We start from the raw sequence: 22,809 nt of genomic DNA, 5'->3' as shown, positions 1-22,809 counted from the left end.
GCCTCGAATTTATTTTTTTAATGAGCTTAATTTTAATAGCGCAGTGCTGCGGAGTCAAGTCGTAAATCCCCTCTAAGCAAGCCCATTAAGGATTTTAGTGGTGACTGAGGCTTTTTCAATGGTTTCCCCATTGCGCAAGGTATAAATTTACATTTATATTGAGGTCGTTATAAGACTAGTGAAACAGGTTGTATTGCCCAATTAGGAGACTTATTGCATGGCGAAAAAAACTAAACCCGAGGACTTTAAGCGCAAAATTAAAACCAGAGAAGAATTGCGCGAAATCATTGGCCCTCGCCCTCGCAAAAAATCTGTGATCATGTGCCACGGCACATTTGACATTGTTCATCCAGGCCATATTCGTCATCTTATCTACGCTAAAGAAAAAGCCCATGTTCTGATTGCAAGTCTCACCAGTGATATTTTTATCAACAAAGGTCAGCTGCGACCCTTTGTGCCTGAACAATTGCGCGCCATGAACTTAGCGGCTCTCGAAGTAGTTGATTATGTCATTATTGACGAGCGTTCAACACCGCTAGAGAATCTCAAGTTTTTACAACCTGATTATTTCGCCAAAGGTTATGATTACAGTAATACGACTAATATTCCCCCCAAAACTAAAGAAGAAATAGATGTTCTTGAAAGCTACGGCGGAGAGATTATCTTCACACCAGGTGATGTGGTCTACTCTTCATCGGCCATTATCGAAAATACACCGCCAAAAATTTCAATTGATAAACTTGTTACTTTGATGAAATCAGAGAACATTACTTTCGATGATCTTCGAAAAACTCTTTCTGCTTTTAAAGACATCTCCCTTCATGTTGTTGGTGACACAATCGTGGATTCTTACACCCATTGCTCCATGATTGGCAGCGGTACAAAAACTCCAACTTTTAGTGTGAAGTACGAAGATCAAGTGGATTTTGTAGGGGGTGCTGCCGTCGTTGCAAAACACATGAGAAAAACGGGCGCAAAAGTAAAACTCACCACTGTATTAGGTGAAGATCCTTTAAAGGATTTCGTTTTAAATGACCTTAAAGTTGAAGGCATTGAATGCAATGCGCTCGTCGATAAAACACGTCCCACCACACAAAAAAATGCGTTTATTGCAAAAGGTTATCATTTATTAAAAGTTGATAAGCTGGATAACCGTCCGATTTCAGACAAAGTACTTTCTGAATTTAAAAATTCCATTAGTGATACAAAATCTGATGCTGTTGTTTTTAGTGATTTTAGACATGGAATTTTCAGCCGCCGAACGATTCCTGCATTGATTGATTCCATTCCTAAAAATACGATGCGCGTGGCAGATAGCCAAGTGGCCAGTCGTTGGGGAAATATCTTAGAGTTCAGAGGATTTGATCTTATCACACCTAACGAACGGGAAGCGCGTTTTGCCTTAGGTGATCAAGACTCGGTTATTCGCCCTTTAGCTCTTGATCTTTACAAAGCCGCAGAGTGCAAATACCTGATTTTAAAATTAGGAGAGCGGGGGATCATCACGTATCGCCCTCGCAATGATGATAACGATCCTCGGGCATTTTTCACCATCGATACTTTTGTGGAAAGACTTGTGGATCCAGTCGGGGCGGGTGACGCACTTGTCTCTTACGCCACACTTGCACTTATTGCGACAAAGTCTGAAGTTATCGCGTCTATTTTAGGTTCTATGGCTGCCGCAGTCGCTTGCGAACATGAGGGTAACAACCCCGTGCCCCCTGAAGAAGTCATGAAGATTCTCGATATCAACGAAAAACGAGCTCAATATTCATGAGGGTCATTGTCGTTGGCCTTGGTATCCAAGGGCATAAGCGTCGGGCAATCGCAGGAAAAGATGTCATTGGAGTTGTTGATCCAGTAAACCCAAATGCTGATTACAAAAATATTAAAGAAGTGCCTCTTGATAAATATGATGCGGCTTTGGTTTGTACTCCTGATCAACCAAAATTTGAATTGCTTCATTATCTCCTCTCAAATAAGAAACACGTATTGGTTGAAAAACCATTATTGACTGAAAATCAAAATCAACTTGTCGAACTTCAGCAGCTTGCCGAAAAAAATAAAACCACAGCATATACGGCTTACAATCATCGATTTGAGCCACATTTTATTAATCTAAAAAAGTGTATTGAGTCAGGCATTTTGGGCAAAATTCATATGGCAAAGTTTTTTTATGGCAATGGTACGGCTCGCGATGTGCGCAATTCTGTTTGGCGCGATAAGGGCGATGGCGTTCTTCCTGATCTAGGCTCACATCTTTTAGATACTGCGAATTTTTTATTTGGAGATTTGAGAAATCGCGAATTCAAGCCCCTCAGCTTTGATTGTTTTGAGAACAAATCATACGATCACGTTCACTTTGGAACTCGAGACTCCAGCCCCTCCTTGTTTTTTGAAGCAACGCTCTTATCTTGGCGCAATACTTTTCATGCCGATGTGTATGCTGAAAATGGCTCCGCTCATATTGAATGTCTGTGTAAATGGGGGCCAAGCACATTCACCGTTCGTAAACGTGTTTTACCCAGTGGGAGACCTCCGGAAGAAGTACAAACTCTGACCCAATCTGATCCCACATGGGCACTTGAATATGATCATTTCAAAATCTTGTGTAAAACGGGAACAAGCAATATTCAAAATGATGAATGGATTAACGCGACACTTACCAAACTCAGCAAGTTTAAAAGTTAAGGGGTAAACCAATAATAATCACCACTGTACCCAACTTGGCTGAAGAGTTTTTCCCACTCTCTGCGATGTAAGATAGTTACGGCGGTGAGATTCCATTTCATCAGAGCAGCTCTTTCTTCGTCATTAAGATAAGCGTCATTGATGGTGTATTTATCTTTAGCACTCACGCGTTCCATCTCTCGCAATGCCACGTTAAGCTCTTCGCCTTTTAAATTATGAAGTGTGTTTATTGCTATGACGAGATCAAAGGATTTATCAGGGTAGGGTAGCTTTATGGCATTGCCGATTTTGACAAAGGGCTTTACTGACGGCAGCGAATTTTCAATGGCATAAGTTGAAATATCAATACCCGCTACAGTGGCGTCGGGTAAGGCTTCCTTAAAATCGTGGAGCATAAAGCCTTTTGCGCATCCAATATCTAAGATGCGACTTTTATTTGTCAGTCCGTAATGTTCGATAAAGTGCGCGACTACAGGTTTCCAGCGACCATCATAACGATAACCACCGTAGCCCGTACTTCTAGTGCCATCGAAGTATTCTTTTCCGAACTGTTTTGCGATTTGCCTGTCATCGTCGGTAGAAGCGGCTCTCTCATCTAAATTACGTTTGATTTTGGGGTATTTATCTAAAAGATTTACTTCAGCCATGGTGGTCACCTTATATTGAATCAGTAAGGTAAACAATATAGTGGCCTAAAGCTCCATTGCAACAAGAAGCTAGGGGTTTTCTGTTGCCATAATGTGGTGGTCCATTTTATGTTACTTCCATCTATGGCAACACAAAACGCGTCTCAATTAGATCATCAAGTTATCGAAAAGGTTTATTCTTTAGCTCTAAGAATTCGCATGCTCGAGGATGCCCTTGCTCGTGAATATCCCAAAGCGGAGATGAAAACTCCCATTCATTTATGCACAGGGCAAGAAGCCATCGCCGCTGGGGTTTGCGCTAATCTCACCAAAGACGACATTGCCTACGCTTATTATCGTTCACATGGTTGGTATTTAGCCAAAGGTGGAAATCTCGATGAAATGGTCAGCGAGTTTTTCGGAAAAGCCACAGGCTGCAGTCGTGGTTTTGGCGGCTCCATGCATCTCATCGATCTCAAAGTTGGATTTCAAGGAACGACTGCCATCGTCGGAGCAGCCATACCCCATGCTGTTGGTGCGGCCTTTACGATTAAGTATAAAAAACAAAATCATGTTGCCATCGCAGCTTTTGGCGATGGGGCTTCTGAAGAAGGTTTGTTTCAAGAATCATTGATGTTTGCAGCTGTAAGAAAATTACCTGTAATTTTTATTTGTGAGAATAATGGTCTCGCAACAAACACCTGGATCAACGAACGACAACCCGATGTCCCAATTTATAAACGCGGAGCTGGATTCGGTGTAAACTCAGTACAAGTTGATGGAAACAATGCCCTTGAAGTTTACAAGGCGATGAACGCAGCTGTTGCGCGAGCTCGCGCTGGTGAAGGCCCTTCATTTATTGAGTGCAAAACATATCGCATTTTAGAACATTGCGGCCCTAACTACGATGTCTCCGTTGGCTACCGAACACAAAAAGAAGTAGATGATTGGAAATTAAAAGACCCCATTGCTTTTTTAGAAACGATTGTTTCAAGTGATGCGAAAGAGCGCTTACGAAAAAAACATCAAGATGAAATTGACGCTGCTTTTGTTTTCGCCCGGCAAGCACCCTTTCCGACATCTATGATTCCTGAGGGTTATTCATGTCCGTAATGAAATTTACCGAAGCCATTCAAGATGCCTATGCTCAAACAATGAGAGCCCACCCAGAAGTGTTTTTGGTGGGAGTAGGTTTGATTGACCCTAAAGCAGTTTTTGGAACTCTCAACGGCTTGTATAAAGAATTTGGTCCTGAGCGCGTTGTTGAGGGGCCGCTGGCAGAACAAATGCTCACGGGTTTTGCTTTCGGAGCCGCCACTTTAGGATTACGCCCTGTTTTGATACATCACCGTGTGGACTTCTTACCACTCACCTGGGATCAAATCGGTAATCACATGGCAAAGTGGTATTACATGTTCGGTGGTCAGCAAAAAGTTCCATGTGTTATTCGTGGAATCGTTGGGCGCGGCTGGGGTAATGGGCCTCAGCACACACAAAGTCTTCATGGTTTCGCTGCGTCTACACCTGGTGTGAAAGTGGTTGTTCCAGCAAATGCCGCTGAAGCTAAAGGGCTGATGGTTTCTGCAATTTTAGATGATGAGCCCGTGATTTACATCGATCATCGCTGGCTTCACAGTGATACGGGTGAAGTTCCAGGTGGGCTTTATCAAATACCCATAGGCAAAGCTCACGTGATGCTTGAAGGAAAAGACGCAACGATTATTGCAATTGGCCCCATGGTTCAAGAGGCTATGATTGCTGCTGAGAAATTAGCAGCACTGGGTAAATCTGTTGAGGTTATAAATCTGCGCACTGTTCGGCCAATTGATTTTGATACGATCATGACTTCTGTTGAGAAAACAGGACATCTCTTGGTGGCCGATTCTGATTGGCCACACTTTGGAGTAGCTTCTGCAATTATTAGCGAGGTCACTCAAAAAATATTCAAAGCACTCAAGCACGCACCTTCGGCTATCACATGGCCTAATCACCCGGTTCCGGCAAGTTACGCTCTTGATGTTCATTATTACCCAATGGCAAAAGATATTGTAAACGCAGTAACTCAAATGCTCTCTGGTGAATCAACCCTTTCTCACCATATTAGCACTACAAATAAATCCCACTCCGGCACTCTGTCGGGGCCATTTTAATTTAACTTTTGATTATTTTTTATAAAACGCGTGAATGCGCTCAATGATAAAATCACCTTGTTCAGGTGTTATATATTGGTGTGCTGGCAATGTGATAATCTCTTTTGCTTCTTGTTCTGCTACCGGAAAATCACCTTCTTTATAACCTAACGCGCGAGCAGGTTTTTGCAGATGAAGTGGTAAAGGGTAATGAACTTTGGCCTCAATTTTATTATCAATTAAAAACTTAAGTAACTCATCACGGCGTTTTACGCGCACCAAATATAATTGATAAGCTTCACGCATACCTTCGGGGCGACGTGGCACACGTACAAAATCTGGCAGATCAGCTAAGCCCTTATCAAGTTGACGGGCCACGCGATTGCGCTCCCCAATCACGGATTCCATTTTATCGAGGAGTTTATAACCAATCACCGCTTGAAAAGGTTGAAGGCGGGCGTTGATTCCCCACATGTCAATGTGGTCACGATCGACCATGCCGTGATTGCGATAAACTCTAAGCCATTCATTACATTTATCATCGTTGGTGACGATCATTCCACCATCACCCATGACGTTGAGTGGTTTTAGTGGATGCATGCTAAAGGCGTTTACTTTGCCAAAGCTGCCACACATTTTATTTCCAATTTTTGCACCTGTGGCGGGGCAAGCATCTTCAATAACTGGAATTCCATGTTGATCTGCAATCTTCATAACCGCATCCATCTCAGCAGGGCAGCCGGCCCAGTGCACAGGTAATATGGCTTTTGTTTTTGAAGTGATTGCGGCTTCGATTTTTTTTACGTCAATTAAGTGGCGATCATCTGAATCAACAAACACAGGTCGTGCACCCACAGCGACGATAGCGCCTGCTGTAGCATAGAATGTATTGGCCACGGTGATGACTTCATCACCAGCTTTTACTCCCACAGCTTTTAACGATAAAATCAATGCGTCAGTTCCGTTATTCACAGCAATGACGTGTTTTACACCAATGTATTTTGCGAATTTTTTTTCAAACCGATCAACGTACGGCCCAAGAGTAAATTCACCTGAGGCTACGAGTTCGCGTAAATCGGGGAGGTATTCTTCAAAATCACCAAATTGTTTATCAAGATAATTATACTTAACGTGCATAAAACTTTCTTACGAGATCGATCAAGAGATCTTGTTGTTGTACTTTGAGTGTCGGATACAACGGCAAACTCATAATTCTTTTTGAAAGTTTGAGTGCCATTGGAAAATCATTTTCTTTATAACCTAAATGCTGAGCGGCCTCTTGCATGTGAATGGGTGTTGGATAATGAACTTTTGCATCAACACCGTTTTCGTTTAAATATTTTAGTAACTCATCACGACGATCAGCTTTAATGACATAGGTTTGATAAACACAAAACTCACCAGGGCCTTCTTCAGGAACTTCCACAAAGGGTTTTAAATTTTTATTGTAATAAAAAGCCAGTTCTCGACGTTTATTTGTCCATTCTTCAAGTTTTGTCATGGTCACCAGGAGCATAGCGGCTTGCAATTCATCGAGTCTGCAATTGAAGCTGAAAAATTCACAGTCGTTTCTGTTTTTCAAACCGTGGGTGCGGGATTTCAGCATTTTTTCATAAATATCTTTACGAGGAGTTGTCATCATGCCTGCATCACCGAAGGCAAAAAGATTTTTGAGTGGGTGCAAACTAAAACAAGCCGCATCACCAAAACTTCCTACACGTTGACCGTTTAATGTCGCGCCCAAAGCTTGAGCGGCATCTTCTAAAACAAAAAGTTTATGTTTTTTTGCAATAGCTATGATTTCTTTCATAGGTGCGGGTCTTCCCGTTAAGTGCACGGGCATGATGGCTTTTGTTTTGGGAGTAATAGCTGCCTCAATTTTTTCTGGATCCATATTCATGTCTTCACGGACATCAGAAAAAACAACACGTAGACCTGCAAGATCAATGGATGAAGCTGAGGCGATAAAAGAATTTGGCGCTGTAATAACTTCATCGCCCTGTTTGAAATCTAAGCCACGCAGTACCAAATGAAGTGCGCAAGTACCATTGGCTAAACCTGTGGCGTATTCTGTTTGGCAATAACGCGCAAAAGCTCTTTCAAACTCTGTGACATTTTGGCCTAAGATGAAATTGCCACCATCAATTACTTTGCCGACGGCGTTAAGTAGTTGCTCTTTTAGAGGGGCGGCTTGATTTCCTAAATCTGTATAGGGGACTATTGGTTTTGAGGGTGTCATAACGCGTTCCAACCTTTGTTTTGATTTAGCTCGGAAGTATTCCACTGTGAGTGGCGGAAATCAAGAGTGAAAGCAGATACAAAACTATTGTCAAAGGCCACTTTCAGGTGTTACTCAAAATAGATCTGCAAATGACAAAGATAGGAATCATATGGTGATCGGTTTTGCTGGATTATCCCATTTAGGAATCAACTCAGGCATCGCCATTGCCTCAAAAGGGTTTGACGTCATCGCCTATGATCAAGATGCCCCATTGGTCGATGCACTTAATAAAAAACAACTTCCCATATTTGAACCTGGTCTTGAGGAGCTATTAACTAAAAGCGCTGATCGGATCACTTTCACCAGTAAATTGGAAGATCTCAAAAAAGCAGATGTGATTTATATTTCTCTCGATGTGAGCACTGACGAAAAAAACACAAGTGATCTTACAAATCTTAAAAAAATAATCAGCAACGTTATTGAAAAAGCTGATCTCAATAATCGCCCTCAAGCTTCATTGGTCGTTTTAAGCCAAGTGCCACCCGGATTTACACGAAAGCTAGCAACGTCAAAATTTAATCTTCTCTATCAAGTTGAAACTTTAATTTTTGGAAGAGCCGTTGAGCGAGCTCTTTTTCCTGAGCGCTACATTGTAGGATGTGCTGATCCGAAAAAAGATTTGCCCCCTGTTTATAAAAAATTGCTAGAAAATTTTAATTGCCCCATTTTACCCATGCGCTATGAAAGTGCTGAACTTGCTAAAATTTCAATCAACATGTATTTAGCTGCATCTGTTACTGTCACCAATACTTTGGCTGAAATCTGTGAAAAAATTGGCGCCAATTGGTATGAAATCTCACCCTCATTAAAACTCGATAGACGCATTGGTCCTCATGCTTATTTAGCTCCTGGTCTTGGATTATCTGGTGGAAACATCGAGCGCGACATCGCCACTATCCAAAATCTGTCTCAAGAACATGGAACACAAGCCCATGTTGCCGATGCTTTCACGAGTAATAGTCAGTATAGAAAAGAATGGGTTTTAAGAACGGCTCATGTCGAAACACTTTCAAAACATAAAGATGCTATGGTTGCAGTTTGGGGTTTAGCTTATAAACAAGAGACTAAATCTATAAAAAACTCTCCAGCCGTAGCACTCCTTGAGGGAATGAAGGGTGTGAATGTTCAGATATATGACCCGCAAGCAGTGTTGCCCCAGCATCTTGAAGGTAGAACAATTAAACAAACTTCAAATGCCATTGAGGCTTGTCGTAATGCCCATGCCCTTTTAATTATGACGCCTTGGAGTGAATTTACAAAAGCTGATTTAAAACAGGCAAAGGCTGTAATGAAGGGTAAAACAGTGATTGACCCTCATGGAATGCTGGATCCTAAAAATTGTGAAGAACTTGGATTTGAATACTTTAAACTTGGAGTAAATTTATGATGAAGCATAATCAGGCTCAATGGTTAGCACCTCAACGTGTTGTACTTCTTGGGGCCTCAGGATTCATCGGCCGTGAACTCAAAGCTCATCTCGAAAGTAAAAATGTGAATGTGCTCGCATTTTCTTCAAAAGATGTGGACCTCATGCAAAAGAGTGCAGTTCAAACTTTGAAAGAAAAAATTCAAAGCACAGATACTGTTGTTCTTTTATCAGCTCTTACACCTGAAAAAGGTAAAGACACCGCCACACTTATTAAAAACATGAGCATGGCTCAGAATGTGTCAGAATTTTTGGAAGAAAAAAAGTTGGCCCATTTTGTTTACATTAGCTCTGATGCTGTTTACGCAGATGATATTAACCCAGTAAGTGAAACATCCTATGCAGCACCTGCCACTCTCTATGGATGCATGCATTTAGCTCGTGAACACGCTGTTAAAGCTAGTGCGCAAAAACACAAGACTCCGACATTAGTTCTTCGCCCATGCGCTGTTTACGGCCCACATGATACACATAACAGCTATGGTCCAAATCGCTTTGCAAGAACCGCACTGAAAGATTCTAAAATCACACTTTTTGGCAATGGCGAAGAAAAACGCGACCATGTTTTTATCGATGATGTGGTGCGATTAATTACTCTAACTCTTGGTCATGTGTCTGAAGGTTTACTCAACATCGCCAGTGGTTCATCACCTTCTTTTATGGAAGTGGCGCAAGCGGTGGCAAGTAATTCTGGTCCACAAACTAAAATCGAATGCAATCCCCGGTCGGGCCCCATCGTTCATCGACATTTTGATGTCACAGAAACTATCAGGGCTTTTCCAACTTTTTCATTTACATCGATTTCTGAAGGACTTGCTAAAACAGTGCATGCTCTGAAAAGTCGCTAATGATGAAAGTCGTTAGCGGTGTCTTTATCTTAAAAGATGACGGCTCAGCACTTTTGCAACACCGCGACGACAAACCCGAGATCAGACATCCTGGGCTATGGACAATTCCAGGTGGTCATCGCAATCCTGGAGAAAAACTTGAAGATTGTGCTCGCAGAGAAGTATTTGAAGAAACGTCTTATCGCTGTGACCAACTCAAGCTCATTGATGATTTTATTTGTAACGATGGTATCGGAGATGATTACAGAATTGCCCTCTATTGGACAACTTATGACAACAATCAAAAATATGAATGTCTTGAAGGCCAAGATCTAAAATTCGTAAAAAGACAAGACGTCAGCCAGTATGCTGTTTTGCAGTTTATCTTGCCCTATTGGGATCGCGCCTTAAATGAAATGAACCTTACTCGAGATTAACTTCGGTCATGCGCTTGATATTAAAATAACGACTATCGTCAAGGCTATTGGGAAGTTTCTTATCTTTAAAAGCTTTGCACAGATCGCGAATAGCGTCTTCTACAGAGCGCTTGGGTGTAAAACCTAATTTCTCAGCAATCTTTTTTGAAGACACATGATATGAGCGCATATCATCACTGGTTGAAGTTTCAATAGTGATGGGATCCATCTCTGGAAATTCTTGTTCAACAACTTTTTTTACCATCTGAGCCAATTCGGCGATGGTGTGATTTTGATAACCCGCATTGAATGTTTCGCCTGCGATTTTTTCTTTCGGCATTTCTAAAAGCTCAAGATAAAGATCAGTAATGTCATCTACGTGAATGCTGGGGCGTTTTTGTGCTCCACCAAAAACAGTAATCTTGCCTTTATTCACAGCCAAATTTGTCAAAATATTAACCGACAAATCAAGTCGAGTACGAGGCGAGTATCCACAAACAGTTGCTGGGCGAATAATGACGGTTGTGAAATCAGAAGCCTGGTACTTGAGTAAGAAAGGCTCAGTCAAACCTTTAAACTTATTATAATCTGAAAGTGGAACTAAGGGATGAGTTTCAGTCACCTCAGGAGCATCACTTACACCATAAACAGAACTTGTAGAGGCATAAATAAAACGTTGAACGCCTGCTTCCCGAGTTGCTTTGACCATGGGCTCGAAACAATCAAAGTTGATGGATTTGCTAAGATTTGGATTTAAAGTAAAGCTTGGATCATTTGAAATACAAGCTAAGTGTATCACGCTATCTATGCCTGTGAGATTTTTGAAATAAAAAGCTGTATCTCGAATATCACCTTTTACTACTTTAAGTTTTGGATGTTTTGGCAACGTATCATCACCGTAGATCATCAGGTCGTAGACAGTGACGGCATAACCCTTGGCTAAAAGTTTTGGTACCAAGACAGAACCTACATAACCCGCACCACCGGTCACAAGAATATTTTTAGCCACCGAAACTCTCCTTTGAATTAATTAAATTCACCGTTTAAGGTTGTAGGATATATTTTACTAGAATCCTTTTGCAACTGATCTTTGTGCCAATTCTGCTCCAAATACTTCTTTCCCAAGGTGCCTTGATTTCCAATCATTCTTGATGCAACTCGGTACTTATGATAGGTGTCAAACTCAACACTTGAGAAATAGGCAACCCCATAATTGGAGGGCAACCCCGCCTCAAAGTAGCTGTGAATAGATTCATCCCGTTTTTTGATAAACTCCAGTTGAAGGGGGCTGAACTCAAGATCTTTGCCTAAGGCTGCGGACATGGTTTCAATAATGACATCGAGGATCTCCTCAGGCGTATTGTCTTGGAGACTGTATTTCTCAGTGGACTCAAAAATCATTTGGGGTTCTTCCAGTAGTTCTTTGATAGAAAGAAAACGGCCCTGTTTTTTTGAGAATACATGTTTTGGTATCACTAGCGTGTTTTTCTGAGGCATAGGAGTTTGAATCAGTTCGACAGCGCCGATGCTTACGGTTTGTTTTCCAAAAAGGTTTGAACCCATATCAACAAAAGAACCCCCCACAGCGATTACAAATTTGCAGTTTTTAACAAGGTGAAGATCCATGGGTTGGGATTTAAATTCGGAAAAGGGATAGTCAAGAACCCTCGGCATTTGAGGTAAGGGAGTCATAGATCGATCCCCCATTCGCACAACCCAACCACCAGCTTCAGTAATGGCTTTGATGGCTGGAATGCAGTTCATAATATTGGAATTGCGTGCGTTTTGCATATCTCCATGAAATCCCCCTTCGCGCGCATGGAGGCAAACATACCAACTATCGATTCCCATACGTGTTAATTGCTCTTTAGCTCGCTTTTCTTTTTTGGGAGGTAAAACAAAGTTTGGAATATTGGCGTATTCATTTGCCCAATCAAAAGCTTTTGTGGCTTCCCAGCTAAAATTCTTATGGTAATTGGGATTTCCCATGAGTTCGGCGCCAATGCAAACTTCAAAAAAAAGATCTTTATAATACCGTTTGATGAATTGTTTTTTCTGCACTTTTCCATTTGTTACAAAATGTAAAAAACTTGTAACTATATAAAGACAAAGCCTCTTGCCATTGCTCAAAAAGTAATTCCAGAGGGCCGTGATATGGCCGAAGAAAAGTGTAATGAACAAGTTACCCACAAAGGTTGCGAGTTTACCTAAAGGTCCATTCAATGAATAAGGTGATTGGAGATTATATATTTCTACAATTGGAATTTTGGGATAACCGAAAAAACGAAAGCGACGAAGGAGTAAAATCTTTTTACCGCTGCGCCGCGCATGGGCGGTACCATAAAAAATAGCTTCGCATGTATCCCCCATAGCCGACTCTGAGGTCGTCAGAATGAATAGGGGGCTCCTTTTATTAATAAATGTAACTGCATTTCTGAGTAGAATTCGTAGTTTCATTAAATCTTAAATATCACCCACTTTAGTTGACAATTTGCTGAACGTCGAACTTTATAAGTTCTTGTCCTTTTGAAGCAGCACTTCCAGCATCATCCAATCCATGTCTGTATCGACATCGATAGATCGCGACCGCGGCATCATATAGCCCAAAGTTTCATCGGTCAGAAATTTTTTGTGTTTGAGGAGCCAATCCGTGCGCGCCATAAACATGGCTCCATTTAAAAGATAGGCCTTAGGCAAGATCTGTCGGTATTGAGGGAGGCTGTTGGCTCCATCAATGATGGGATGCAAAATATTATTTCCATCCATTTTAAAAACCCAATGGGGTGGTTTCTCTGGGTCCGTCACTGAAGCGCAGACATTGGCTTCACGCTCAACGCAATATTTAATACAGTCATCAAGATCATCAACAGTTCTCAGTGGTGATGTGGGCTGCAACATGACCACGTAATCAAAGCCAGGCAATGTCTTTACGGCATGCACGACAGTGTCTACTCCGGGGACATTGTCATCGGCTAGCTCCATGGGACGTACAAATGGAACTTCACAACCCCATTTTTTAGCAACCTCAATGATTTCTAAATCTTCAGAGGAGAGCACGAATCGGTCTAGATATTTAGATTTTTTGGCGACTTCGATAGTCCAAGCTATCAAAGGTTTTCCGCCTGCAAGCTTGAGATTTTTACGGGGCAGACCTTTGGATCCACCTCTGGCAATCATCACACCAAGAATGCGTTTACCTTGGATCATTTTAGCTCCTTTGCTAAAATTTCTTTCATGCGCCACACAACGGCAGGAACACCATCACTCAAGGTGTCAATCATTGATTGCACACTTGTATCAGCGAAAAGATTTGAAAAATCTTTTTTCACCCATTGCGCATAATCGGGTGGTTGAGGGGTGAAGTGTGAAAAAATACGATTAGCCACTTGAGCTGAGAAATAGCACAACAAGGCTTCTTCAATTTGCTTTTGCGATTGGGGTTGAGGGTTTTTTAAATATTGACTGATTTTTTGAAAATAATCAGTCTTTGAAGTGGCCTTCTCAACAAATGAAAAATCAGAATAATAGGCATCGCTGGCAATGATCACGCGTTTTCCAAAAGTGGCGGCTTCAATGCCTGTGGTGGAGGAGAGTGGCAAAGTAAGCCGTGATGTCTCGATCAAGTTATAGGTGTTTACATCTTCGTCGGCAGAAATAAATCGAATGCGTGTGTTTCCGGGAAACGCACGTTCGATTTCTAATTTTAAATCATGTTTTGCTTTATAAAATGGATTGCGCTCTACAGGGTGTTGCCTCACTCCAATAGTGGCTGAGGTGTTTTTTATCAAAAAATCTAATGTCTCCATAAGCCATTGGAAGGGGTTGTCAAAAAAAGTTTGTTTTCCAAGAGCTGCAGCATCGTAGTCAACGTTGAGAGGAATAAGAACATCACAAGAGAAGGTGTTTGATTTATTATATACCTGTTTTTGAAATTTCTGGTCGTCAAGGGTTCCACCGTTTTTTTCAGTTGCTTGCATGCGATGTTGTAATTCTTGTTTTGCCAACTCTAATATTTTCTTACGCTCAAGAGATTCATGATCTCCAAAAACATCTAAATCGAAAATTTTTGCAACATCGGGTTGGTGGGCGGCGATGCCGTCTACGGCGGTGTAGATAATTCCAAAACCTGAATCATGAGTTGCTGCTCGTATTCCATGGCGATGGGCCTCCCAAAAAAACAAGGAAGTGTTTCCCCAGAGTCCGCCTTGCAAAACCAGGTGATCAAAAGAATTCTGGGCCATGAGGCTTTTCACTCGAGAAAGATTCTCACTCAATGTCTTTTTTAACTTATCGCGGTAGGGCTTCCAACCTTCATGAGGTACGGAACTTCTAAAACGAGAGACCAGATAAACATGACAGAGTCTTTCTATTTCTTTTGAATCTTTTTGATCAAGGGGATGCTTTTCAAAATCACTGAGTTTAATAATTTCAAAATCATCGGACAAACTCGAGAGGGTTTTCCGAATAACGCGGTTTTGATCATTGTTACGAACTTTGTCGGTGTAGGGGATGTCATCCCAAATAATAATGGGTTCGTATCCACGGGATTTGTAAAGAAATGCTAAGGTGATTACATACCATGGAACGGCAGTATAATGACTGACATCTAAAAGGAGCCCTACGCGTTTTCCATTGGCTTTTACCTGGATCTTTCGGGGCACCGTGTCTAAAAATATTTCAAACAAAGCACGGTGCTTTTTGAACTTCGTAATATCAAGAAACCGACGCGCAATTTTTTTGAGCTTTTTTATCATCAACCCTTTATGCGACATCAAAAAGCCCGACTCAACATAATTCCTCTCTGAGAGACATTAAACATTGAACTTCTTTGCAAAACCAGTCAATTACTATGAAATATTAGAAAACGGAGAGAGTAATGAGACAAGAATGGCTGAAAATCAAAAAGCATTTAATGGATTTTTATAAAAACCCCCTTCTATTAAGTTTTGGCATTTATACATTAGTTATTAGCCTTGGTTTTCTTATATGGGCCCATATCTTTGGACATATTGGCTTGGATTTTTCGTTTTTTAAGCAGCTAGGAGCCATTCCCAATTCTCAGATCAAGTTGTTTGTTTTTGAACAGTATTTTCTCCTGGCGAGCTTTTTTGGTTTATTTTTTGTTACAAAAAATAAATTAAGAGGCCTTTTAAAAAATCCGTTGAGTCTGATGGTTATAGCACTTTTGATTTTTTCTTTAGTGAGACTAGCCATGACTTTTAAGCCCAACCCCATTCTTGCGATTCGTAACTCAGCATTTTGTTGGTATTTATTTTTGTGCCTCTCGCTTTCTTTTATTCCTAAAATTTCAAAAATTATTGAAACAGTATGTTTTTTTAGTTTTGTAACTAGCTTAATAATTTTCGTCTTCACCTTAGGTGTATTTTACACGGGCATGCTCTCTATCCTCATGATTCCCTTTGTGCCTTTTTACCCTTTTCTTATTTTAGCTTTGACCGAGGCTAAAGAAAAAAAACTGAGTTTAGTTATCATAGCCCTCATTGGAATTGCCTTTGGTACAACCATGGCTACAACCATGCAACGCACACTTTTAGTGGGCATTTCACTTCCACTTATTTTTGTGGGGCTCAAAAGTATTGTTGATAATAAAAAGCGATTTCTGTTTCTGCGTAGATTTGCGCTTTGGATGATTGTCATCGCTGTTTCAGCAGTTTTATATCCGATTTATTACGCAGATTATTTAGTAAATAAAGCTCCTGTCACAGAAAAAGTTGCGACCGATATTACAGAAGTTGACCCTCTAAAAAGAGGTGAAACAAATTCTTCTGGTATGGAAATGTTTAGAGCAGCCATGTGGAAAGATGCTTTTGATCTTTTTAGATCTCATCCCGTGGGAGGAATTGGATTTCAAGATCAGGTTGTCTACAGGGTTTATGATGGTTTTGGAAAATATTTACCTAACGATGGCTGTCTGCCAAAATACCCAGAATGTCGAGCGCCCATCTCTGGCCCACACAACAGCTACATTAATGCGCTAGCACGCATAGGGATCATCGGCGTTTTATTTTTTATTCTACATGTTTTGGTTTGCTGGCTTTTGTTTAAAGAAGGTTGGACATGGACTGGGTGGGCTATATACGGGCAGATGATTTATGGTGCCTTTAACGTAGGTCTTGAAGGCCCTGTTAGAAGTTTTCTTATATTGCTCGCAATCAGTTCAGCGCTGGCGGTAAAATCAAAAAAATTACATGGATCCTCATAGTACGTTCTGGTAGGCTCTTTGCGAGTGAAAAAGAGCCTATATGATGAATAAAAAGACTGCGCTTATTACAGGAATTAATGGCCAAGATGGATCATATCTTGCGGAACTTCTTTTAAAAAAAGACTATCGAATTATAGGGCTCACGCGAGACCCTGCTACAAAACCCACTGACAATACAAAACATATCTATAAAAAAATCGAGATGCGCTACTGCACCTATGATTTGCACTCTGTATCTGAAGTTATTGATTCAGTGCAACCCGATGAAGTGTATAATTTTGCCGGCCAAACATACGTGGGTAAATCTTGGGAAATGTTAGATGAAACATTTCAAGCTTCAGGAATCCTGCCTTGTTATTTTTTAGAAGCCATCGCCAGGCTTAATCGAAAAATTAAATTTTTTCAGGCCTCAAGCAGTGAAATTTTTTATCCAGCCCTCAAAGAAAAATTAACTGAAAAATCAATCTTAGCACCTCATAATCCCTATGGCTGTAGTAAGGCGTTTGCGCACAACATGGTAAAATCTTACCGACAAAATTACGGGCTCTATGCGGTAAATGGAATTTTGTTTAACCATGAGTCTGAAAGACGCCATGAAAATTTCTTATGTAAAAAAATAGTTCGAACGGCGGCGCGTATTAAGTTGGGTATCGAAGATCAATTGGTCATCGGTAACACTCAGCTGATTCGCGACTGGGGTTACGCTCCGGATTATATGGAAGCTGTTCACAAAATGTTGCACATGTCAGAGCCTGAAGATTTAATTATCGCATCGGGCGTTAGTCATTCTATTGAATCCATTGCTCGCCAAGCTCTTGAACTGCTTGATCTTGATTATGATAAATATGTGCGTGTTGACCCTACATTGTTCAGGCCTTTTGAAGCTCCAGAAATTTGTGTGGATATTGAAAACACCAAAGCTAAAATAAACTGGTCTCCAAAAACGAGTTTTAGTCAGATGTTTAAAATCATGGTTGATCATGAGCTCGCTTTACAAAAAAAGGAGACTCAAAAGTGAGTAGCCTTTTTAAAACCTTTAAGGGCGTCTACATCATTGCAGAGGTAGGGATTAATCATAATGGTAATCTTGGTGAAGCCAAAAAGCTCATCAAAGCTGCTGTTGAAGCCGGGGCTAATGGCGTAAAAATTCAAGTGCGTGATCTTGAAGCTGTCTACACAAAAGCTGTTTTGGATGATCCACTTAAAGCTGAACAGGGCACTCAATATATACTTCATGAATTAAAAAAAGCTCATCTTACTTATGACGATGTTAAAGAATTGTTTGATTATTCAAAACAATTTACTGTCGATTTTTTTGCAACCCCATTTGATAAAAAGTCAGCGTATTTTCTCAAAGATCTTGGAGTAAAATTATTTAAAATAGGCTCTCCTGATTTTACATCGTTACCTCTTCTAGAAGTGGTAGCTGGTTTTGATTTGCCCATGATTTTGTCTACAGGTATGTCTAATGAAAAAGAAATCTTACAGGTTGTAGATTTTCTTAAATCAAAAAATGCCGATTTTTCTCTTTTGCATTGCAATAGTACTTACCCAGCATCTCCTGGTGATATCAATTTAAAGTACATTCCAGTTTTAGAAAAAAAGACTGGTATAAAAGTTGGTTACTCAGGTCATGAGCGTGGATATGTGCCCACTTTAACTGCAGTAGCACTTGGTGCGATGATCATTGAACGCCATATCACACGGGATGTAGATCAAACCGGACCAGATCACAGCTCTTCTTTGACCATAGAAGATTTTGGACGAATGGTAGCCGATGTTCGAAAAGTGGAAGAGAGTCTGGGGCTTCCAGCGAAAAACTATAATCAAGGTGAAAAAAATAACAGAATTACATTAGCAAAATCTTTAGTAGCTGCTTTTGATCTTAAAGCGGGGACTCTATTAACGGCTGAACACTTAGATGTTAAGTCACCAGCTAAGGGAGTGTCTCCACTTGAAATTGGCAAATTTATCGGTAAAAAAATAAAGGGAGATCTTAAAAAAGATGATTATCTCTTTTTTGACGTCTTAGAAAATTCTGAAACTCAACGAGTGCAAAAATACGACATCAAAAAAACTTGGGGTATCGTTGGTCGTCTTAACGACTACAATGAATTTTTAGATCTTAAACCAGATTTAATTGAAATTCATCTGACCTGGCGTGATCTTGTCGGCTATGAATCTAATCATCAACACGTTCATGAACAAGATTTGGTGGTACATGCCCCAGAGTATTTTAAAGACCAGCTTATCGATTTTAGTTCTCAAGATTCAAGCGTAACTGAGTACAGCCTCGAGATGCTTCAGAGAACCATTGCCCTGGCTCGTGATCTAGCTGTGAACTTTAAAGGGATGAAAGACCCCCGTGGCCCTCGAGTGGTCGTTCACCCGGGTGGACATTTTAAAAAAGCCACACTGTCTAACAAAGAAGATCAATATAAACTTTTAAAGAAGAACTTAAAATCTATCAATTCAGAAGGTGTACAGCTCTTGGTAGAAAACATGCCGCCACTGCCTTGGTATTTTGGCGGGCAGTGGTACAATACTATATTCATGGACGCTGGTGAAATCGCACAGTTCGCTGGCGATATGAAATGGGGAATTTGCTATGATACGTCTCATGCGCAACTCTATTGCAACCATGCGGGCGTGACACTCTCTGATTTCACTAAGAAAATTTTGGATCATGTTCACTACCTGCATATTTCTGATGGCAAAGGTGCAACCCAAGAGGGTTTACAAATTGGCCAAGGTGATATTGATTTTGAACATATTTTCACATTGCTCTCTAAACTAGATGTAGGGTTTATTCCTGAAATTTGGCAGGGGCATCTTGAAAAAGGCCGCGGCTTTAAAGAGGCTTTAGTTAGTTTAGAAAAGATTCTAAAAAAAGTAGGCGGGGAATCTTGCGAGATTCACAAGTAAACTCGTCTTTGTCGAATGATGAATATCAAAGCTCCTACAACCCACATCACAAATGAATAAAATGAAATGCCTCTTAAAATAAGTAAGGCAGGGTCTGGTTTCACAGATGTCACCAAGGTATGCTGGCCGGCAGGTATCCAGATAGCCAAATGAGCATCGTGTCTTTTGATTTGATCCGAGCTTAGTTCTTCATTGCCCACGCTGATTTTATTCCAATCAAAAGAAACCACATTGGTCTTAAACCACTGGCCCGTTTTTACTTCGATATTCAGGGGCTGAGGGTCGCTGAAATTTTCACCTGTCCCCAAATTAAAAACCACATTATCAATAGGCGCATCTATGGAGATGGGAATATTAGGGATATCAATGGAGTTATACACTCTATAATTAAAATTCTTATGCATCTTCAAAAAAGCAGTTTTATCTTCTGCCTTGAACTCATATCCCGGTTTTGAATTTTTATTGCGAATTACATTGGCTCGTTGGTATTTGAGAAAAACTCCACACAGTGCCAATGTTAAACAGATCGTTATCAAAGAAGTTTTTTGCCAGCTGTCTTTGATTTTTTCAAAAACACCTGGTTTTACCAGCATCAAAGCAATCAGTGCTAAAAAAGCCATAAGATTTTGATAAGTAATAAATCGATAGCCAAATTGAATGACCGCTGCTTTTTGGGGTAAGTAAGTGAAGGCTTCAGGAGAAAGAGATAATATACTTGCGAAGATAAAAAAGATCACACTGACTGTAAAAAAACTCAAACTTTTCTCTCGTGGTTTTGATCCAAGCAAGCTGATGACAAAACTTCCTAAGACTAAAATTAAAAGGGGCATATTCATTTGTGCATCTAGATAAGGAGTTCCCACATTTTTACCTGAAACCAAACTTCGTTTATCAAATGGGAGCAGGGCAAAGCGTGTATCAAAAAGATCAATATCTGTTAAATACCAAACCATAGAGTTGATGGATGAAGAGATTTCTAAAGTGTTGCGGTGACTCCAATTTAAATAGGCCCAAGGACTAATAACAATCAGTGTGAATAAAATCGTGAGGCCTAGAGAAAGTAATATTTCAAAACGTTCTTTTTTTTCTTTATTTCTAAGATGAGAAAAAGTGAAAAAAATCAGAGGCACTGAAAAAGGAATAGCATAAATGGCAGTAATCGGATGACTTCCTAAAGTGAAACACATCATCAGCCCACAGACAAAAGTGAAAACACGTCGTTCATACTGGCTTTTGCAAAGTATAATTAAAAGCCAAGAACAAACAGCTCCTACTAAGCAAGTGGTTGCAAAAAATTCGGCTAGCGCCCCTCGATTATAAATATTGGTCATAGGGTAAATAGCCCATGTGATAAGACATGCCGTGGTGAAGGCTGTGGTTTTTTCTTTTATAATTTCTAGGATAAGTCGATAGACCAAGAAAAACTGCAATCCCATGAATAAAATAATTCCACAGCGCAAAGCTATATTGGGTCCGAGTACAAGGCTAAAAAGCGAAAGTAGTGGATAGATTAAAAAACCATAAAAGCTCTGAATAGGTGTGCCGATGGCATTGGTGGCATTAAGTGCTAATGGCCAATGCCCATGGCTTGAGAGATATTGACCTAAATAACCCGTAAGCCAAAGATGATGGTACCAGTCTTCATCAAAGTTTCCAGTCACTGGAAGTAGGGGAGAGAGTGGATAATACACGGCAATAATGGCTAGGAGGATCCACCAAAACTTTTTAGGAATCTTTGTCATAAGATATTTTTATTCTACGTAGGTTTTTCTAGCAATAGTTAATTGACTATACAAATCAGAGTCTTAAACCTATGTAGCGCGAAATAGTGATAGCGTCGCATCTCAAGGGCAATAAAATGCCCTAAAAATACCCGAAGGGTCTGTGTAATCGATTTTGCAATTTTTAATAAGAAACGGCAATTCAAGAACGTCATCAGTAGCGATTACACCTCCTTTAAAAGGGAGATGCTGTTCAAGAAATCTTTGATGAATCATTTGCATGCGATCATGGAGTTGAAACCAATAAGTGAGCTTTCCGACAAAAATTTTATATTCAGAAGCTGGGCGTATAGTTTCTTGGTCAAGAAAATTTACGAGAATGTCAACTCTTGCTTCAGGAATAGATTTTTCTGCGTATTTAAAAACATGATGAAAAGTTAAAAACGAATTCACCAGAAGTAGACTAACAAGTAAGACGCCGGGGAGGAGACTTCTTTTTTGTTTCTGGAGTGTTACAAAATAGAGCATAAATGAAAAAAGAAAAAAGGGCATCATTTCGGCTATGTGGATGTCGACTTTATCCCGAATAAGAAAAACGTAAGCAAGCACACAGATGAACACCATGGTCCCTGCCTGTCGCGCTTGCGTCGTCAGTTTTGCAACTGAATAGGCCGCTGTGAAAAAAATGACGATATAGAAATATGCTCGCATAAATTTGGCAACGAGACTGCCTCCGACGACAACCAGTTCTCGACCCCACCTCAACACAATATCAGTCTGTATGAGTTCTAAAAACGTTTTATGCTGAACTGGTTGGGCCTTGAGTTGCAGCACAAAATCACTCCATCCAATGCTGCTAACCTGGAAAAAATAAAAAAGACCAACAGCGATAATAGAGCCGCAGTAATAGATTCCATTGGCCAAAAAATGTTTTTTCAATGTAAAGAAAGAGCGTGTGGCCATGTCATAGCAATTAATGGCCACAGAGGCGATACCATTGCCATGAGCGATGACAAAAAGAGAGTTAAATAAGCCTCTGGCAAATGAAGTCGTGGGCTTCAGAGGAGCATCAGGTCTATTTGTGAAAAGAAATAAATAGAGGCAGTTGATGAATATTAAACTGATTTCAGGTCTGAAGACATGTGAGGCATGAAATAAACGTTCTGTCGAAGCGAACAAAAAAGTACCTATGAAAACAGGAAAACCTATTCTCCTAGAGATAAAACCCCACAGAAGTACTGATATCAAAAAAAGAGAAAATGAAACCGCTCTTGCCGAAGTGAAAGTATATCCGAATAATTTCGCAATACAGGCATAGAGACCCGTATGAAAATGCGTGACTAATGCGTTGCCTTGGGTGTAGGGAGCTTCTACGGCATAACCCAAGTAGTGAGTTTTTCCGGTTTCTCCCAAAGCTTGGGCAAATGCTGCATAAAGGCCTTCATCGTCAAAAAGATCTGGGAAGGTAGTTAGGGTTTTTAATGAAAGAAAAAACAGAATAAGAAGCAGAACTCCGCATATCCAGTTCAAGTGTTTCATGCGCA

At 40.5% G+C, this 22,809-nt stretch carries 19 protein-coding genes; 10 read left to right on the top strand and 9 right to left on the bottom strand.

The genetic code is table 11. The features are described from left to right. Nucleotides 1-217 precede the first annotated feature (217 nt). Nucleotides 218-1,777 (top strand): PfkB family carbohydrate kinase, encoded by a 1,560-nt coding sequence (locus SGI74_09390; protein MDZ4677709.1) that lies wholly within the window; start codon nt 218-220, stop codon nt 1,775-1,777. Beyond that, nucleotides 1,774-2,691 (top strand): Gfo/Idh/MocA family oxidoreductase, encoded by a 918-nt coding sequence (locus SGI74_09385; protein ID MDZ4677708.1) that lies wholly within the window; start codon nt 1,774-1,776, stop codon nt 2,689-2,691. Before SGI74_09390 ends, SGI74_09385 begins: the two co-directional genes overlap by 4 nt. On the opposite strand, the gene SGI74_09380 is transcribed toward SGI74_09385, so the two are convergent. Next, nucleotides 2,688-3,338, bottom strand: coding sequence for a class I SAM-dependent methyltransferase (locus SGI74_09380; protein MDZ4677707.1), 651 nt, complete (start codon nt 3,336-3,338; stop codon nt 2,688-2,690). The genes SGI74_09385 and SGI74_09380 overlap by 4 nt on opposite strands. 123 nt (nt 3,339-3,461) lie before the next feature. Between SGI74_09380 and SGI74_09375 the strand changes: the two genes are divergently transcribed. Continuing rightward, the gene (locus SGI74_09375) at nt 3,462-4,430 is read left to right on the top strand and encodes a thiamine pyrophosphate-dependent dehydrogenase E1 component subunit alpha (protein MDZ4677706.1); all 969 of its coding nucleotides are present in this window, start codon (nt 3,462-3,464) and stop codon (nt 4,428-4,430) included. After that, on the top strand, nt 4,421-5,467 hold the full coding sequence (locus SGI74_09370; GenBank protein MDZ4677705.1) for a transketolase C-terminal domain-containing protein: 1,047 nt from the start codon (nt 4,421-4,423) through the stop codon (nt 5,465-5,467). Before SGI74_09375 ends, SGI74_09370 begins: the two co-directional genes overlap by 10 nt. 12 nt (nt 5,468-5,479) lie before the next feature. On the opposite strand, the gene SGI74_09365 is transcribed toward SGI74_09370, so the two are convergent. Together SGI74_09365 and SGI74_09360 are read right to left on the bottom strand one after the other, a co-directional pair. Further along, nucleotides 5,480-6,583, bottom strand: coding sequence for a DegT/DnrJ/EryC1/StrS family aminotransferase (locus tag SGI74_09365; protein MDZ4677704.1), 1,104 nt, complete (start codon nt 6,581-6,583; stop codon nt 5,480-5,482). Then, entirely contained in the window at nt 6,573-7,730 is a 1,158-nt protein-coding gene (locus SGI74_09360; protein ID MDZ4677703.1) for a DegT/DnrJ/EryC1/StrS family aminotransferase, read from the bottom strand. The genes SGI74_09365 and SGI74_09360 overlap by 11 nt, the downstream gene beginning before the upstream one ends. Before the next feature lie 106 nt (nt 7,731-7,836). Between SGI74_09360 and SGI74_09355 the strand changes: the two genes are divergently transcribed. Genes SGI74_09355 through SGI74_09345 form a run of 3 tightly spaced genes read left to right on the top strand, consistent with a single transcriptional unit; the run spans nt 7,837 to nt 10,417 of the window. Next, a complete protein-coding gene (locus tag SGI74_09355) occupies nt 7,837-9,114 on the top strand; it encodes a nucleotide sugar dehydrogenase (protein MDZ4677702.1) in 1,278 nt (425 codons plus the stop codon). After that, entirely contained in the window at nt 9,111-10,001 is an 891-nt protein-coding gene (locus SGI74_09350) for an SDR family oxidoreductase (GenBank protein MDZ4677701.1), read from the top strand. The genes SGI74_09355 and SGI74_09350 overlap by 4 nt, the downstream gene beginning before the upstream one ends. A 2-nt stretch (nt 10,002-10,003) precedes the next feature. Further along, a complete protein-coding gene (locus SGI74_09345; protein MDZ4677700.1) occupies nt 10,004-10,417 on the top strand; it encodes an NUDIX domain-containing protein in 414 nt (137 codons plus the stop codon). On the opposite strand, the gene SGI74_09340 is transcribed toward SGI74_09345, so the two are convergent. The 4 genes from SGI74_09340 to SGI74_09325 all read right to left on the bottom strand — a co-directional run bounded on the left by SGI74_09340 (nt 10,404) and on the right by SGI74_09325 (nt 15,150). Then, entirely contained in the window at nt 10,404-11,405 is a 1,002-nt protein-coding gene (locus SGI74_09340) for an SDR family oxidoreductase (protein MDZ4677699.1), read from the bottom strand. The genes SGI74_09345 and SGI74_09340 overlap by 14 nt on opposite strands. 17 nt (nt 11,406-11,422) lie before the next feature. Then, entirely contained in the window at nt 11,423-12,766 is a 1,344-nt protein-coding gene (locus SGI74_09335) for a TIGR04372 family glycosyltransferase (protein ID MDZ4677698.1), read from the bottom strand. A 138-nt stretch (nt 12,767-12,904) separates the two neighbouring features. Then, nucleotides 12,905-13,603, bottom strand: a complete 699-nt coding sequence (locus SGI74_09330; protein ID MDZ4677697.1) for an acylneuraminate cytidylyltransferase family protein — start codon at nt 13,601-13,603, stop codon at nt 12,905-12,907. Next, the gene (locus SGI74_09325) at nt 13,600-15,150 is read right to left on the bottom strand and encodes a hypothetical protein (GenBank protein MDZ4677696.1); all 1,551 of its coding nucleotides are present in this window, start codon (nt 15,148-15,150) and stop codon (nt 13,600-13,602) included. The genes SGI74_09330 and SGI74_09325 overlap by 4 nt, the downstream gene beginning before the upstream one ends. 122 nt (nt 15,151-15,272) lie before the next feature. Between SGI74_09325 and SGI74_09320 the strand changes: the two genes are divergently transcribed. The 3 genes from SGI74_09320 to SGI74_09310 are packed head-to-tail and all read left to right on the top strand — an operon-like array spanning nt 15,273 to nt 19,544. Continuing rightward, on the top strand, nt 15,273-16,619 hold the full coding sequence (locus tag SGI74_09320; protein MDZ4677695.1) for an O-antigen ligase family protein: 1,347 nt from the start codon (nt 15,273-15,275) through the stop codon (nt 16,617-16,619). A gap of 40 nt (nt 16,620-16,659) precedes the next feature. Further along, nucleotides 16,660-17,637, top strand: coding sequence for a GDP-mannose 4,6-dehydratase (locus SGI74_09315; protein ID MDZ4677694.1), 978 nt, complete (start codon nt 16,660-16,662; stop codon nt 17,635-17,637). Continuing rightward, a complete protein-coding gene (locus SGI74_09310) occupies nt 17,634-19,544 on the top strand; it encodes an N-acetylneuraminate synthase family protein (protein ID MDZ4677693.1) in 1,911 nt (636 codons plus the stop codon). The genes SGI74_09315 and SGI74_09310 overlap by 4 nt, the downstream gene beginning before the upstream one ends. Here the strand turns inward: SGI74_09310 and SGI74_09305 are convergent. Beyond that, nucleotides 19,535-21,286, bottom strand: coding sequence for a hypothetical protein (locus tag SGI74_09305; GenBank protein MDZ4677692.1), 1,752 nt, complete (start codon nt 21,284-21,286; stop codon nt 19,535-19,537). The genes SGI74_09310 and SGI74_09305 overlap by 10 nt on opposite strands. 102 nt (nt 21,287-21,388) lie before the next feature. Then, nucleotides 21,389-22,804: a hypothetical protein gene (locus SGI74_09300; GenBank protein MDZ4677691.1), complete on the bottom strand. Its 1,416-nt coding sequence runs from the start codon at nt 22,802-22,804 to the stop codon at nt 21,389-21,391. Nucleotides 22,805-22,809: the final 5 nt, after the last annotated feature.

This window comes from Oligoflexia bacterium (assembly GCA_034439615.1).
GTDB lineage: Bacteria > Bdellovibrionota > Bdellovibrionia > JABDDW01 > JABDDW01 > JAWXAT01.
The sequence above is the reverse complement of the archived record's forward strand: the minus strand, read 5'-3'. Positions and strand labels throughout refer to the sequence as shown.